The 15,625-nt window shown below is 66.1% G+C and carries 11 protein-coding genes and 3 pseudogenes; 8 read left to right on the forward strand and 6 right to left on the reverse strand.

The features are described 5' to 3' along the window. Window positions 1-40: 40 nt before the first annotated feature. Together NQ152_RS11465 and NQ152_RS11470 are read right to left on the reverse strand one after the other, a co-directional pair. Window positions 41-1,630 (reverse strand): ATP-binding protein, encoded by a 1,590-nt coding sequence (locus tag NQ152_RS11465; RefSeq protein WP_257524064.1) that lies wholly within the window; start codon window positions 1,628-1,630, stop codon window positions 41-43. 177 nt (window positions 1,631-1,807) lie between these two features. After that, entirely contained in the window at window positions 1,808-2,101 is a 294-nt protein-coding gene (locus NQ152_RS11470; protein WP_257524065.1) for a hypothetical protein, read from the reverse strand. 142 nt (window positions 2,102-2,243) lie between these two features. Here NQ152_RS11470 and NQ152_RS11475 point away from each other — a divergent pair. Beyond that, window positions 2,244-3,265, forward strand: a pseudogene (locus NQ152_RS11475) (IS256 family transposase). Window positions 3,266-3,348: 83 nt separating this feature from the next. Here the strand turns inward: NQ152_RS11475 and NQ152_RS11480 are convergent. Next, on the reverse strand, window positions 3,349-5,277 hold the full coding sequence (locus NQ152_RS11480) for an amino acid transporter (RefSeq protein ID WP_257524101.1): 1,929 nt from the start codon (window positions 5,275-5,277) through the stop codon (window positions 3,349-3,351). 1,278 nt (window positions 5,278-6,555) lie between these two features. Between NQ152_RS11480 and NQ152_RS11485 the strand changes: the two genes are divergently transcribed. After that, window positions 6,556-7,551, forward strand: coding sequence for a magnesium and cobalt transport protein CorA (locus NQ152_RS11485; protein WP_257524066.1), 996 nt, complete (start codon window positions 6,556-6,558; stop codon window positions 7,549-7,551). 753 nt (window positions 7,552-8,304) lie between these two features. Further along, a pseudogene (locus NQ152_RS11490) lies at window positions 8,305-8,622 on the forward strand (hypothetical protein); the annotation flags it as partial. A 382-nt stretch (window positions 8,623-9,004) separates the two neighbouring features. Here NQ152_RS11490 and NQ152_RS11495 read toward each other — a convergent pair. Continuing rightward, on the reverse strand, window positions 9,005-9,721 hold the full coding sequence (locus NQ152_RS11495; RefSeq protein WP_257501652.1) for a TetR/AcrR family transcriptional regulator C-terminal domain-containing protein: 717 nt from the start codon (window positions 9,719-9,721) through the stop codon (window positions 9,005-9,007). 130 nt (window positions 9,722-9,851) lie between these two features. On the opposite strand from NQ152_RS11495, the gene NQ152_RS11500 reads away from it, so the two are divergent. Next, complete coding sequence (locus tag NQ152_RS11500) at window positions 9,852-10,547, forward strand: hypothetical protein (RefSeq protein ID WP_257501651.1); 696 nt, start codon at window positions 9,852-9,854, stop codon at window positions 10,545-10,547. A 72-nt stretch (window positions 10,548-10,619) separates the two neighbouring features. Continuing rightward, the gene (locus NQ152_RS11505) at window positions 10,620-11,408 is read left to right on the forward strand and encodes a PRC and DUF2382 domain-containing protein (RefSeq protein ID WP_257524067.1); all 789 of its coding nucleotides are present in this window, start codon (window positions 10,620-10,622) and stop codon (window positions 11,406-11,408) included. Window positions 11,409-11,553: 145 nt separating this feature from the next. Here NQ152_RS11505 and NQ152_RS11510 read toward each other — a convergent pair whose 3' ends face one another. Continuing rightward, window positions 11,554-12,012 (reverse strand): VOC family protein, encoded by a 459-nt coding sequence (locus NQ152_RS11510; protein ID WP_257501649.1) that lies wholly within the window; start codon window positions 12,010-12,012, stop codon window positions 11,554-11,556. Between the two features lie 99 nt (window positions 12,013-12,111). Here NQ152_RS11510 and NQ152_RS11515 point away from each other — a divergent pair, with 99 nt between their 5' ends. Together NQ152_RS11515 and NQ152_RS11520 are read left to right on the forward strand one after the other, a co-directional pair. Continuing rightward, window positions 12,112-13,083 (forward strand): YafY family protein, encoded by a 972-nt coding sequence (locus NQ152_RS11515; RefSeq protein ID WP_257524068.1) that lies wholly within the window; start codon window positions 12,112-12,114, stop codon window positions 13,081-13,083. A 435-nt stretch (window positions 13,084-13,518) separates the two neighbouring features. Beyond that, window positions 13,519-14,595 carry a ScyD/ScyE family protein gene (locus tag NQ152_RS11520; RefSeq protein WP_257501647.1) on the forward strand — a complete coding sequence of 359 codons (1,077 nt, stop codon included), beginning with the start codon at window positions 13,519-13,521 and terminating at the stop codon, window positions 14,593-14,595. 80 nt (window positions 14,596-14,675) lie between these two features. Here the strand turns inward: NQ152_RS11520 and NQ152_RS17370 are convergent, their stop codons facing one another. Beyond that, a complete protein-coding gene (locus NQ152_RS17370) occupies window positions 14,676-14,795 on the reverse strand; it encodes an SDR family oxidoreductase (protein WP_350338525.1) in 120 nt (39 codons plus the stop codon). A 201-nt stretch (window positions 14,796-14,996) separates the two neighbouring features. On the opposite strand from NQ152_RS17370, the pseudogene NQ152_RS17375 reads away from it, so the two are divergent. Beyond that, window positions 14,997-15,542: pseudogene (locus NQ152_RS17375) on the forward strand (phosphotransferase family protein); the annotation flags it as partial. Between the last annotated feature and the right edge of the window lie 83 nt (window positions 15,543-15,625).

A 15,625-nucleotide genomic window follows, 5' to 3' on the forward strand; every position in this document is an offset into this window, starting at 1 on the left:
GAGGTCGGCGCTTGGAATCGACTTCCCTTCGAGGGGCCGATCACGGGTCGTCGTCGATCAGAAGCACGGGTTCTACAGCCCGGATTGACTCGACCGGCGCGGACGGTAAAGAGATCTGGATCGTTAGGCCACCGCCATCTGTGTCGAGTGCACAGACTGCTCCGCCCATCAACTCGACAAATCTGCGCGACAGGTAGAGACCGAGACCGAGACCGGATGCCTTGGTGGATTCTGCGCGCCAGAACTGAGCGAACATGCTCTCGCGATCCGCTTCGGTAACCCCCGGACCGCGATCGACGATCGAAAGTGTCGAGCGCCCATCGTGCTCGGTCCAGTTGACACACACCGGTTGCCCCGCTGGCGAGTGACGATGAGCGTTGCTCAACACATTCACGACAGCACGTTCTAGGAGAACGGCGTCGCCACAGGAATATGCTCCGTCGCGCGGGAAATCGATGCGGACGTCGGATGGCCCCAGCGCGAGCTCCTCCAACGCAGCCAGCGTGATCTCCACGAGATCGACCCGTTCGCGAACAACTTGGATAGAACCGTCGACGACCCGCGTCAGGTCCAGCAATTGATCGACCAGTCGTCCGATGGTGCACACGCCGTGCGTCGCGATGTCCGCGAGTTCGATGCGGGAGTCGATGCTCGAGTCGGCCGGGAAAGCCGCGAGCTGCGACAATGCGATCGCGGCTGTCGATATCGGCTGGCGAAGATCGTGCGCCAGGCATCGGAGCAAATCAGCCGCGGACAGATCCCCCTGGGATTCGACTGTCGCTGCGAAGGGCCAAGAGTCATCGGTTGCTCCCCCGAGGTGCGTGCCTTGCTCATAGGTCTCGGCGTCGCTTGGCGCGTCAGACTCCATGAGACGAGATACGTGTACACCCTCACGCTCAATTCTGCCGTGCGCCGAGGGCGACGCCGTAGCTGTCGCCCGGACACAAACATTCAAATCCGGGATGACTCGTCGGCGACTCATCGAAGTCTCGGAACCATTGCAATGCAATCGATAGTGGAGCTCCCGCATTCCGTCTGGCTCGATCATGGTGAGGGCAGCGGCGATCGTTTTGGATGCCGCGAAGTTGGTGCTGTCGGCGATCTGGATCGCGCCGCGGATACTCTGATGCACAGGTGCGGTTTGTGAGAGTCGGAATACCACCGCTTCCGTTCCACCCCATTGCACGCCGGCCGCGAGCTTGTCAGCCTCCAGGTCGCCCGGGACAGTTCCGGGAATGATCCGCGAGAGTCCGGCGGGAAAGTACCATAGGTCCCCGGCGACGACATCCTCGACGCTGGGCAGGCCTGCCCGGCTCAGCGTTGTCAAGCGGCATCCCCCGCGAGTCATCAGCGCCCACTCAGCCGTCCGGCACCAGTACAACTCTCGAATGCCTCCCGCCGCCAGGTACATGTTCACGTCGGCAATCTCGTTGGAGATCGCGAAGTCAGACGGCGTCGGTTCACGCGCCCAGCCGCCGTTCTGCACACGTCGCGGCGAGATGCTGAAGGAGGACCAGAAGAACGCTTGCGTGCTGATGTCGGTCGCCGGCGCAACGATCGCGCTAGGAAGTTGCCCGGCGAGAACGGGATTCTGAGGCCCAGTCATCGTCATGCTGGCGGCATTGCCCACTGTGCTCTCGCCTCCCTCCTGCGGGAGATCCGGGTACCAAACTCGGGGGTGTCGTGATATGAGACCTGAGGTTCTGTCGATTCCATGTTCTTTGTCCTCGCCGATGCCAGTTGAGTCGGCCGCTGTCGCGTCTGGCTTTCCTCGTCACCACAGGTGACCATTCCGGCGCCTGGCTCTCTAGAGACGTTTGACTTGATTGCAGGTGCATTTCCCGCGCCAGTCGATCAGCGGCTGCCGGGTCGCGGTGCGCTCCTCGGTCACGATCACCGGGAACACCACCCGCGGCAGGCACCGCAGCTTCTCTGCAGCGAACATTGCCTTTGCCGTGGTGTTGCCTCCACTGTCTTCACGGCGCCGGTCGTCCTGCCCGAGTGCGCACGCCTGGACGGAGGCTCGGCCTTGCTCGAGGGTGAGCTCATGGGGAAGGGTCCGCCACCAGCGTCGCGCGGCGGTGGGCATCTTCTCGACCACGCCCCTCCGGTTCCCCGATCTCGGCCGTCAGACCACCGGCTGGACCCCCTGGTGTTTTATCGGGAGCTCTGGTGGACCGCCCGCGGTGACGTCCCCTGGGTTGGTGTAGTTTCCCGGCTCGAGTGTCACGTCGAGAACCGATGTGAATGACCGAGTCCGGGTCGCGACCGAGTCGCTCTATCAGGAGTTGATTGACGCGGAGGCGGCCGCGTTCACCGGTGCTGCGCCGTTCGAGCGCACCCCGGATCGTGTTGCGCAACGCAACGGGACACGGCTGCGCACGCTCACCACCACCGCGGGTGAGCTCGAGCTGCGGATCCCTAAGCTGCGGCAGGGATCGTTCTTCCCGTCGCTGCTGGAACGGCGCCGCCGGTTCGATCAAGCACTGTTCGCGGTCGTGATCGAGGCCTGTGTCCACGGCGTCTCGACGAGGAAGGTCGATGATCTCGTCAAAGCGCTGGGCGCGGACACCGGGATCAGCAAGTCGGAGGTGTCGCGGATCTGCGCGAACCTCGACGAGGACGTCGCGGCGTCCCGGGACCGACCGCTCGCGGACACCACCTACCCGTACGTGTTCCCCGACGCGACGTACTGCAAAGCCCGGGTTGGCCGGCGGGTGGTCTCCCAAGCGGTGGTCGTCGCGGTCGGTGTCGCCACCGACGGCCGGCGGGAAGTCGGGTTCGAGGTCGGTGACACCGAGTCGCAGCCGTTCTGGACCACGTTCCTGCGCTCGTTGAAGGCCCGTGGGTTTGGCGGGGTGACGCTGGTGATCTCCGACGCTCACACCGGTCTGATCCCGCGATCGAGACCGTGTTCCAGGGCTCGTCGTGGCAGCGGTGTCGGGTTCACTTCATGCGGAACGTGCTCGCAAACGTCCGGCTGCTCACCAGGTCGCATCCGAAGATCGCTGAGATGCTCGCATTGGCGTCAGATCTGGTCCACGAAACCCGCTGGAGCGGGTGAACAAAGGAGATCAAACGCCGTACCGACGTGGTCGGCACGTTCCCCAACGCCGCGGCGCTGTTGCGCCTGGCCGGACCCGTGCTGATCGAGCAACACGACGAATGGCACGGCGCGGACCGCCGCTACTTCAGCGAGCACGCCATGAAGCTGCTCACCACCGAAACCGAGGAGGTGGCGATCCCGGAACTGGCCGCGGCATAATCACAACAGCTGACCTGGCACCCGTCGTCTGAAGAAGCGGAGCTCCTCCGAGGTGCATTCCACGTTGCCTTGTTCGTGCGGGCCTAGCTGACGTGGATGGTTGGACGTCGTTTGGCGTCCCGTTCCGCTTCGCGAAGCACTTCGCGGGTCACTGGGGCCACCTCTCCGGATCCGAAGAACAGGTACTTGGCCATGTTGGAGACGGGGTTGCCTTCGGTCCATTCGAAGTACGCGCCAGGAATGACGCCCGTTCGGTCGCGGATCTCTAACAGCACTGCGGCGAGAGTGTTCGGGATGTTTCCGCTTCGCACCGTCAGCACCCGGTAACCGAATCTGTCGTGCCCTTCGACGAGGAGCTCTTCCTCGAATTCAGAGGAGTCCGTCGGATGGACTTCGAGGAAGATGATTGGCGAGTCCGCAGGAATGTGGGAGTAGCGTCGCTCGGCATTGTTTTTCTGTTCATACTCATCGGGGCTGCCATGATCAGGTTCGTGGGCGATGATGCGGATTTCGCCGCGCTCCGCGTCCTCGTCGACGAACCGCAGGGCGGTCTGGTCGAAGGTGACGGTGATGGCGCGGATTTGGAAGGACCGGCCGATCCGGGAGACGGCGGAGATCACCAGGATGCCGAGGATGAACAGCACGGCGATCCGGATCCCGTCCGGGCGTTCGATCACGTTCAGCACAGTCGTGTACAGGAACACCAGCGCGATCGCGGCGAAGCCGACCGTGCGTTTGCGTTGCTTCTTGCGCAGCGCGGACATCGTGACCGCGACTGAGGCGGACGTGATCAGGACCAGCACTCCAGTGGCGTATGCGCCGCCCTGCGCGTCCACGTTCGCGTTGAAGACGATGGTGATCAGGAACGCGATGGCGGTGAATACGAGGACCAACGGCCGCACTGCACGGGCCCACTGCGGGGCCATGCCGTATCGGGGCAAGTAACGGGGAACCAGATTCAGCAGGCCGGCCATTGCAGAGGCGCCCGCGAACCACAGGATGCAGATTGTGCTGATGTCGTACACGGTTCCGAATCCGTCGCCCAGGTATGCGTGGGCGAGGTAGGCCAACGCGCGCCCGTTCGCGCTGCCGCCTTCCTGGAACTCCTGCTGTGGGATCAGGAGCACGGTGACGATGCTGGAGCTGATCAGGAACGTGCTCATGATGATCGCGGCGGTCGTCAGCAGTCGGCCCGCGCCCTGAATCCTCCCCGCGGGCTTCTCCGGGGTATCAGTCGGGGCGCCGACGATCTGCGGCATCACCGCGACACCGGTCTCGAACCCTGACAGGCCGAGGGCCAACTTCGGAAACACCAGGAGAGCGATGCCGATCATTAGCCACGGACTGGAGTATTGCGTGTTCAGCGCCGCCCACCAGTCGGTGACGACGAGCGGATTGTCACCGAGGTGCGCGAAGGAGACCAGGATCACGATCGCGTTCATAGCCAGGAAGACGGCAACGAGGACGACGGCGATCCCGATTGCCTCGCGGAACCCCTTCAGGAACACCAGCCCGAGCAGGGTAATCAGAATCAGCGTGAGCGGCACCTCGCTACCGCGGAACCACTCCGGCGCGAACGGGTTTTCCACCGCGTGGGCGGTGGCATCCGCCGCGGACAGGGTGATGGTGATCATGAAGTCCGTCGCGGCGAATCCGAGAAGGACGAGCACGAACACCTTTCCCGCCCACCAGGGCAGCAGGTGTTCAAGCATCGCGATCGATCCGGACCCGTTGAAACTCTCCCGCGCCACCCGCCGGTACACCGGCAGCGCCCCGAAAAGGGTGAGCAAGACGAGGACGACGGTCGCCAGGGGTGAGAGTAGCCCGGCGGCGAGGGCGGCGATCGCCGGCTGATATCCGAGGGTGGAGAAGTAGTCCACGCCGGTCAGGCACATCACCTGCCACCAGGAGTGCGCCCGCTCCGTAGGACGGGCGTGAGGACCCTGGTGAGTTCCCTTGCTGTCGACAAGGCCCTCCAGCAGCCACCGCCGCGCCCGTTGCGCCCCGGTCATGGTGTCGTCGGGTGGAAAGCGCTCCAGAGACGATTCAGACATGCGGCTCAGATCCTCACACGAAATAGCGGGGTCGAATCAGCCCGGCGTCGGCTGGAACGAGTATGGCACCCCACACAGCGGCTCTCCTTGCAGTCGCGATGATCGGGATGCCCACGCGGGGTCTTGCGATGCATGGGTCTTGTTAGGGCACCCGACGAGATGGCCGGCCGGGATTAGAACTGATCCATGACACGAACAAGCCTCTTCCGACCGGACCCCTCTACCGCTCGGCACCATCACGAGTCGCAAGTCCTGAGATGACTCTTACCGCGATCCTGCCGAGTCTGCGCCGGAGCATCCCTGACCCGTTCCGTGCCAGCGCATGGCCCGAGTACACCGAGATGACGACCAGCGACGTGATCATCGCTGGAGTCTCGCTGCGACGTCTGGTCGAACTCTGCGAGAGCCCGTGTGCGCACCGCCGACGCTCCGGTCCCCGGCTCGCACACCAACGCGGCCCTGCGGCGGGACGCGTCCGTGGTCGTGGTGACCGTCAGCGGCGTGTTCGACAGCGACGACGGGGAACGCGTCATCCTGATCGACGCGGGCATGGCGAACGTCCGCGCGGTGTGGGACGAGACCCGACCCTCGGCCGAATCTCCACCGCATCGTCACGACCGGTCCTCATTTTTGCCGTCGCCCCGACGACATTCTGATCCGCGGGGCATCACTCGTCGCAGCCGCGCGCGACGGACAGGCTCGTTTGTGCGAATCGGCGAGGCTGCCACACCAGGTGACGCGTCAGCCGGGCGGCAGGCCCTCGCGACGATTGTGATCACGCGCGTCATGCACGTCGATCACCTTGCCGTACTGCAACGTCCGGATACCTGGGTCGATGCCGACCTAAGCACATGCGAACCACTCTTCGCAGGCGCTCGCATCATCGGCCGCCGCGCCACCGACCGCCGCAGGCGAGTGCGGGTCCTTGCCGAGGTCGGTTCCACCACCCCACAGAGACGCGAAACTGCCCGCAGACGTCCAAGCCGGCGACTTGATCGCGGTTCCTTGCCGCGGCACCGTTTCGCGCGGGCAGGTCACCTTCCGCCACCTCTCACGATCCACCGGCGCTACGGACAAGCAGGAGGCCCCCGACGAGGAACTCGCCTTACGGCGTCTGCGGGAAGTGAACAGGCGACCCACGCTTCTATTGCCTCCCGGTCCCCGCGGAAGCCCGTGCCTCGTATGCGATCCGTCAGGACTCCGCTGACAGCATCCGCGGCGGCCCACAATGGCAGAATGCCTATCGTCGATAACGCCGTGTACGTCTCTGGTCGCCGAATCGAGAATCCTGCCAGTCTGGAGGACACCTTCGAGTACATGAGTGAACGAGGCGGGATGGCCTGGATCGGCCTGTTCCGCCCCACGCGGGAAGAGATCCAACAGGTCGCCGCGGAGTTCTCCCTGCACCCGCTCGCCATCGAAGACGCCCTGTCTGGGCATCAGCGGGCGAAGCTGGAACGCTACGGCGACATTCTGTTTACCGTCCTGCGCCCCGCCCGCTACATCGACGAGACCGAGACGGTCGAGTTCGGTGAGTTGCACGTGTTCGTCGGCCCGAACTTCGTCGTGACAATCCGACACGCCGAATCCCCGAACCTCGCCGGTGTCCGCCAGCGGCTGGAAGGGGAGCCGGACCTCCTCGCGCTCGGTCCCGAGGCAGTCCTCTACGCGATCCTTGATGAGGTCATCGACAAGTACCAGCCCGTCACCCTCGGGGTGGAGAACGACATCGACGAGATCGAAGACGCGCTGTTCGGCGGCAACGCGTCCCTCTCGCAACGCATCTACCAGCTCTCCCGCGAAGTCATCGGGCTGCAGCGCGCGACACAGTCACTGCCCGAGATGCTGGATCGCCTCCTGCGAGGTGCGGAGAAGTATGAGGTCGACATCGAGCTGCAACGGTCCCTGCGGGACGTGCAGGACCATGCGCTGCGGATCACTGACCGGGTCGCGACGTTCCGGTCGCTGTTGGAGAACGCGCTGACCGTGAACGCGACGCTGGTGAGCGAACGGCAGACTGACACGGCGCTGGTGCAGAGCGAGCAGGTGAAGAAGATTTCGGGCTGGGCGGCGATCCTGTTCGGCCCCACCCTGGTCGGCACCATCTACGGGATGAACTTCACCTATATGCCCGAGCTGGACTGGATGCTTGGCTACCCCATGGCGCTCATCCTGATGGCCGCCACCAGCGTCACCCTGTACGTCGTGTTCCGCAAGAAGCACTGGCTCTGACGGAAACGTCCGCCGGTAGCTGCTCCTCTACACGCGGATTCGGGCCGAGTAAGTCTCCGGCTGAGCCGTGGGTCCACGGCGAAGCTGGTCGATCCTGCTCCGTGACAAGCGCATCCGACGTCTCGTCGTCGACGAACAGCGTCGTGTCGGCAAGAGCGATGTGTTTCACCCGCACAGCATCACCGAGCGACGGGAACGCGCAGGACGGCCTTGACAACGCCATACCGCTGCACCCCAATCGGCATTGAGTCATGGTACGACCGCCGTCGTCATGCTGGCTCTGGCCGCGGTCGCCGCAGGTTGAGCTTGTCGGGGAAGTTCCGGTTTTCGCCTGCCACGAGGGGCGGCCAGGTCAAGCCCCGACCCAGTTCCCGAGCCCACGCGTACCTCTGTCTTATCGGTCTGTTGCGCCGAAGGAGGATCCGCATGATCGACCTGGCCGTCTCCATCCGTCCGATCACCACGTCGCTAGGACGACCACCTCGTCGTTAGGACGACGGAGGCGCGCACCTCCCCCGACCTGGACCGCCACGCTGGCCGACGTTCGCCGCGCACGGGCTCATCGTTCCAGCCTCCTTTGACGTGCATCGTCGGCAGCGACCAGCGGTCTCGGCTGGTCGCTCGCTACCCCGGCGGCAGGTGACGCCTGCAGGAGGAGCGTCCACCGCAAAGCCGGGAGACTCCGGGACGAGCGGATTGACGTACGCCGAACCTCTGTGGCCAAAACGTCGGGTCCGGCCTATCGTGTCCGGTGTGGGCACCCTTTACTACGGCGGATCGGCTACCGCCATCACGGTTGAGGACCGCGCTCTCGCGCACCTGAAAGTCGTTGTGGCGACGAAGCTGCGTCGTCAGGAGAGCTTCACGCTGTCGTGGGTGCACCCTGCGGATCAGCCGCGCGGGCGGTCGACGATCTGGTTGCAGCCGTCCATCCCGCTGCGCTTCGTGTTCGATGACCCGGAACCGACGACCTTGAATCCGCAGTGGGTTCAGGAGCTGGCCAGCTCAGCGAACTCCTCGGGCGGTATCACGCTGACAGCGGAGCACTTCGACACCGACGGTGACCCCGATCACGAAGCGGAAACGGAGTCGTTGTCCGTGGGCAAGGTGCGGATCGACGACCTCGCGATCGACAACCTCACCATCGCCGGCCCCCCTGTCGGCCAAGACACCAACCCTCCCGCCGTTCGTCGCTCCGAAACCGAGGATCACCGCCAAGACTGAGTCGACCTCAGATCTGCACTTGTCGGGCGACGATCTGTTCGGCGACATCGCGGATTCGGGTGCGGTTTCTGCGGGCGTGATCGTAACCGGCTGCTGCAGCCACCACCCCGACGGAAGGCCCGTGAGCCGAACCTGCGTTCCCAGCCCACCTTTGTTGCCCGGCAACCGGTCGCGGTCCTGGTGGCGCCCGCGGTCGATCCCGGCGGAGACGTCATGCTGCTTGCGCGTACTACTGCGATATCTCTCGTTCGAGGCGGTCCAGGAGAGCTTCGAGCGAAACCTCGAACTCTTCGTCGCTGCGGTCTTTGCTGAGCAGGGCTCGCAGGCGTCGGACCTCTGGCGCGGTGTCCAAGGGGACCTGCCCATCACCCTCGGGTATGGTCGCGCCGCCTTCGTCGAGGGGCTCCTCAACGGGACCGGTTTCAGCGCCTCGCGTCGCGGACTCCAGGAGTAGATGACCGAGCAGAAAACTGCTGAACGATCGGTACGCGTCCACTGCCTGCGCGTCAGTGAATCCGTGGCTGATGAGCGCACTGAGGAAGGTGTTGACGACCTCGATGCTGCGCAGCGGGGGTCGTAGCCAAGGTGCTGCCGGATGGCGTGTGGCAACGAGGGGGAACGCCTTCGGGTGTTCGATTGCGATGCGTCGCACCTCATGGGCGACGGTTTGCAGGAAGCCCTGCCAGTGCTCCGCTAGCTCGTCGTCCAGCCTCGACGTCAGGTCTCCCATCAGCAGCGCGACGACGCCTTCCAGCAGATCCTCCTTGCCCTGCACGTGCCGATACAGGGACATGGCTTCCACGCCCAAGTCCTGCCCCAAAGACCGCATCGACAAACCGTGCGCCCCCGAGCGGTCGATCTGATCCAGGGCCGCCTGGACGATCAGGTCACGACTGAGTCGGCGCGTCGAGCTGCCCGCCGACTTCTTGCTCGCGGACGGCGTCATACTCCACTCTCCTGCCTGACACAAGTCCCACCGTGCCGGTTCATCCCTGCCGTTACGCTCACGCTAGTCATGCTTACGGTGTAAGCAACGACCGTGTTGGTTCGCATCACGTCCTATCGAGGAGGCAATCATGGCCCGCAACAGTTCCAATCATGTCGACGGTGCGGCGGCGCACGCTGTGACGACAGACAACGACGCGACGAAGGAGTCGCTGATCGGCACCGAACGTCGCGGACGCCCGGCGAACGTGTCGTGGGGGTCGATCTTCGCCGGCGTGGTGACATTTCTGGCCGTGACCGTGCTGCTCTCACTAGTGACCGCAGGAATCGGCCTTGGTGGCTCCGGCGTCGGGGCGGGCATCTGGAGTGTTGTCGCGCTCGCTCTGGCCCTCGCCGCAGCAGGTTACGTCGCCGGCGCGCTTGCCGTCCGAAGCGGACTGCTGCATGGATTCCTGACGTGGGCCACCTCGCTCGTGGTCGCTCTCGCGTTGACGGTGTGGCTCAGCGCCAGCCTGCTTGGCGCCGTTGGGGGAGTGGTCAGCTCCGCTACGCAAGCGCTGTCCGGAACCGACGTGACCCAGGTCGCGGAGGACATTCAGGGCAACGTCGATGAGGAGGAGGCGCAGGATCAAGCCGATGAGGCACTCGAGGACGCGCAGCAGACAGCCGAGGATGCCGCGGACACCGCCCAAGCGGGCGCATGGTGGGGATTCGCCGGCCTGCTCCTCGGCGCCGTGATCGCCGCCCTAGGAGGCATGCTCGGCGTGCGCACCGTGGTCAATCGTGACGGCCGGGACGAGGTCGTGGCCGTACGCAACACCCGCTAGCCGGCGCGTCACCGCCAATGCAGACAGCCGTTTCATCCCTCGCCACACGACAACGAAGGAAGCAGGAGAACAATGATCAACGCACACACGCTAAACAGCCTCATCGGCAGCGATGTGATCGGCTCGGACGGTCACAAGATCGGCACCGTCGGTCAGGTCTATGTGGACACGGAAACGGGCGCCCCATCCTGGGTATCGGTTCGTACCGGGTTGTTCGGGATGTCAGAGACGTTCGTTCCCGTCGACGAGGCGGACCAGGCCGGCGCGGAGCTTCGCGTGCCCTATACGAAAGACTTCGTGAAGGACGCTCCGCGCATCGACGCTGATGGCTCTCTCGAGCACTCTCAGGAGGATGAGCTCTACGCCTACTACGGGAACGGCTCCACCGGTGCTGTCGGCACGACCGTCGGTCACGACCAAGAGGCCGCAGCCGACACCACCGTCGGCTACGACACCTCCGGCCCCACCACCGATGACGCGATGACGCGTTCCGAGGAGCGGCTGCGCGTCGGCACCGAGAAGGTGGAGACCGGCCGGGCGCGCCTGCGCAAGTACGTGGTCACCGAGAACGAAACCGTCACCGTGCCGGTCACGCGCGAAGAGGTGCGTATCGAGCGTGAGCCGATTACCGAAGCGAATGTCGGCGACGCGACGAGGGGTCCGGACATCAGCGAGGAGGAGCACGAGGTGGTCCTGACCGAGGAGCGCCCCGTCGTCGCGAAGGAGACCGTACCGGTCGAACGCGTCCGTCTCGATAAGGCGACAGTGACGGAGGAGCAGACGGTCACCGAGCAGGTGCGCAAGGAAGAGATCGACTACGACGACGGTGCGATCCGTCCGGATCGCACCGACCGCACCTGATCGCTCACCACGACCCGGGCGGGCAGCCTCGAAGACCCCGGAGGCTGCCCGCCCGCTCCACCGTCGCGGCACCGGAGTCGCGCGGAAACAACTGGTTCGCGGTCTTCGGCGCCGTCGTGGTGATTTGCAGCCGAACGGAGCCCGTCTACCGCGGGGCGGCGACGTCGAGGATCCAGGTCACGCCGAACCTGTCGCGGAGCATGCCGAAGCCCGGACTCCATGCGGACGCCGCGAGCGGCTCGACGATGGAGGCGCCGACCGAGAGCGCGGCCCAATATCGCCCGACCTCGTCGAGGGTCTCTCCGCGCACCGAGACGAAAAAGGGCTGGTCCGTGATGGTGGTGCCGTTCTCACGACGGGTGGAGCCGGCCGCCGCGGCCGAGCCCTCTGATCGGCCGGGGATGTCGTAGGCCATGATCCGGAAGCCGTCAGCGGTCTCGATCTGGCCGAAGACGACCTTCTCGGCGCCGGGACGTTCCTGGGGCATGCCGAAGTCGCCGTAGGTGGCGATCGTGGCCTCGCCGCCGAAGACGGACCGGTAGAACTCGAGCGCCGCGCGGGCGTCGCCGCGGAAGTTCAGGTGGGTGGTGGTCGTGATGCTCATGTCTGCTCCTCGTGAGACGTGGCCGAGTTCTCCCGGCAGCAACCAGCCTCACAGCTGTATAGGTCAGCTACTGTCCTATACAGAAACTACGATCGAGGGATGACGGCCACCTCCCGATTGCTCAGCCTCCTCTCGCTGCTGCAGACCCGGCGCGACTGGCCGGGGTCGCTCCTCGCCGCGCGCCTGGAGGTCAGCCCTCGCACGGTGCGCCGCGACGTGGACCGGCTGCGGGAGATGGGGTACCGCATCCAGGCCACGATGGGGCCGGACGGCGGTTACCGGCTCGACGCCGGCAGCGAGCTGCCGCCGCTGCTGTTCGACGACGACCAGGCCATCGCACTCGCGGTCGCCCTGCAGGCTGGGACAGTGACCGGGGCCGGGATCGAAGAAGCAGCCCTCCGGGCGCTGACCACCGTGCGGCAGGTGATGCCATCACGGCTCCGGCACCGTCTGAATGCGCTGGATTTCACGGCCATCCCGCGTCGCCCGGGCGACGCGGCGTCCGACCCGGTATCGCCGGAGGTCCTCGTCGCCGTCTCGACCGCCGCGCGTGCTCACGAGGTGCTGCGCTTCGACTACGCCAGCCACCGCACCGCCGCCTCGGCACCGCCGCGACGGGTCGAGCCGCATCACCTGGTGACCTCGCACGGCCGCTGGTATCTGGTCGCCTGGGACCTCGACCGCGATGATTGGCGCCTCTTCCGCGCCGACCGGATCGCGCCGCGCACCCCGACCGGGCCTCGTTTCGTCCCCCGCGAGGTGCCCGGGGGTGATGTCGGCGGATACGTCTCGGCCCGCTTCACCGGCTCCAGCGGCGCCGAACGGTGGCCGTGCACGGGAAAGGTCATCCTCCACCGACCTGCCGGTGACGTGCTCCCGTTCGCCGGCGACGGCATCGTCGAGGATCTGGGGCCCGACCGGTGCACCCTGGAAGCCGGCTCCTGGTCATGGGTCGCCCTCGCCGCGACCCTCAACCGCTTCGACACCGACATCGAGGTCCTCCACCCGCGGGAACTCACAGACGCCTTCGCGCAGCTCGCAGCTCGCAACACCGCAACGGCAACCGCGTAGCCGTCCCGGCCTGCGGCGGTCGGTCGGGGCGATGCGGCGGGACGCGGGTACGTCACCCGGGACGTCTCGCCCGGAATCCGGGTTTCAGGCCGCCGGCGGTGGTGGTTACGTGCGAGTGCGCAGGATGGCTCGCACTCCCTGCCCGGGCGCGCAGATCGTCGGTGGCGAGGTTCCTCAGCGGTGCAAGCCCGCCTTGCGTCTGGACGCCGAGGAGCTCTCGGACCGTCTTGCGGGCCAGCGCCGTGGTTCAGCCCGAACGCGGTCGTCGGTGGTGGTCTTGACCACGGGGAAAGGCTGGAGGAGCCTATTGGCAGCTGCGATGACGATGGGGCACGCAACGGTGTTCCGGGAGGTCATGGCGGCCACCCCAGCCGGTCGCACGACGAGTGACGCCCGCCGAGCGACCGACGCGAAAGGTCGACCGGAGGAACACTCATGACGACGAGGAGGACGCTGCGCGCGGGTACCGCGGTCGCAGCTCTGGCAGTCTCAATGCTGTTCGCCCCCACGGTGGCGAGCGCGACCACGCAGTCCGACGAGGAGAGGACAGGCGGCGGCCCCGTCGTGTCGCTCATCGCATCGGGGATGCAGGGCACCATCGGCAGCACCATCGGCCCAGACGGAGCGCTTTACGTCGCCGAAGGCAAGGCCGGCCAGATAACACGCGTCGATGTGCGCACCGGCGAGAAGACCGCGTACGCGACCGGTCTGCCCATCACGGTGCTTCCGCTCGGCGGTGCGATCGACATCGCATTCGTCGGCCGCACGGCCTACGTCCTCGTCACCACGGTCGGTGATGACGTCCCCGGCGACACGACCAACGACGTCGACGGCATCTACCGGGTCGACGACGCCGACAGCTTCACCGTGATCGCGGACATCGGCGAATGGTCCAAGCAGAACCCGCCACCACCGGACATCGACTTCTTCCTCGCGCGTGGAGTCCAATACGCGATGCAGCCCATCTGGGGCGGATTCCTCGTCACCGATGGCCACCACAACCGGGTCGTCAAGGTGTCGATGTCCGGGGAGATCACCACGGTCGAGCAGTTCGCCAACATCGTGCCCACCGGAATCACCGCGCTGGGACCGTTGGTGTTCATGGCCGAGGCCGGTCCGGTGCCGCACGATCCGTCGACCGGAAAGGTCGTCGCATTCGGGCTTTGGAACCCGGAGCCTCGGGATGTGGCATCCGGCTACAGCCTCATTACCGATGTCGCACTCGGTGCCTGCGGCCTCTACGCGGTGTCCCAGGGCGACTCCCCCGGCGTGGTGCCGGAAGGGTCGCCGGCACTGCCGGACAGCGGAGAGCTGCTGAAGGTCAACCACGACGGCACGTTCTCCGTCGTCGCCGACGGACTCGATCTGCCCACGTCGGTCGCCTTCGCGCGCGACACCGCCTACGTGCTCACTCTCAACGGCGAGGTCTGGAAGGTCGACGACGTCTCGAGCGCCGGCCAGCGCCATCGCTGGGCAGGCTGCTTCGGCAACGGCTATTTCGGAGCCTGGTGATCGCATCCACCCGATGTGACCGGAGTCGGCCGAGGAGCACACTCGTGCTCTTCGGCCGACCCGAATCCGATGTGCGGTGATCAGCGACTGGAGTAGCCGCCGTCGATCGGCAGCGCGACGCCCGAGATCATGGCGGCCCCGTCGTTGAGCAGGAAGACGATGGCGGCGGCGATATCGTCCTCGGTCGCCCAGCGGTGCAGGGCATCGCCTCCAGGAAAGGCCCTTCGATCTCAGGACGACCCCAGTACCACGCCGACATCGACGTCATCACCGCCGTCGGATTCACGCTGTTGACGCGGCTGCTGGGTGACCGCCATCCCGCTCTCACGACGGGTGTACCGCCGTCGCCGCAGCGTTCACGGTCGCACGCCCGCAGACGCCGCGCGGGTGCGGCTGGCAGGATGGCCGCGTGCGGCAGGGAGCGGCTGGCAGGATGGCCGCGTGCGGCAGGGAGCGGCTGGCAGGATGGCCGCGTGCGGCAGGGAGCGGCGGGCCACGTACGGCTGGTGCAGCGGGAGGGCAGGACCCTCGTCCAGAAGCGCCTGGCGGATGTGGAACGCCATGACACCGAAGTGCTCGCCCTGCGCGCCCTCGCCGGCACCGGCCTTCCGGTTCCCCAGGTCGTCGAGGTGCGGCCCGGTTCCATCCTGATGACGCACATGCCCGGGAATCGCCTGGACACGGGCGATGCGGACACGCGACGCGACCGCCTCCGGGCCTCGGCTGCGCTGATGCGTCGACTGCATGCGCTGCGGCCGCCCGCCGGACTGCCGCCCGCGCCGGACGACGAGCTGATCATCCGCCCGTATCGGGATGCCGGCGGCCCCCCGCTTCCGCTCGCCGTTGCGCCTGCGGCGGGCAGGGTGTTCTGCCACGGCGACTGGACGGACGGGAACCTGCTCGCCGTGAACGGCACCATCACAGCCATCGTCGACTGGGAGGCCGCTCACCTCGGAGACCCGATCCGCGAGCTCTCGCGCGCAGCCTGGGCGGCTGGGGCGGAAGGACGCGCGGTCCTTGGATGTCATGG

The sequence above is a fragment of the Microbacterium sp. zg.B48 genome (genome assembly GCF_024623505.1).
Lineage (GTDB): Bacteria > Actinomycetota > Actinomycetes > Actinomycetales > Microbacteriaceae > Microbacterium.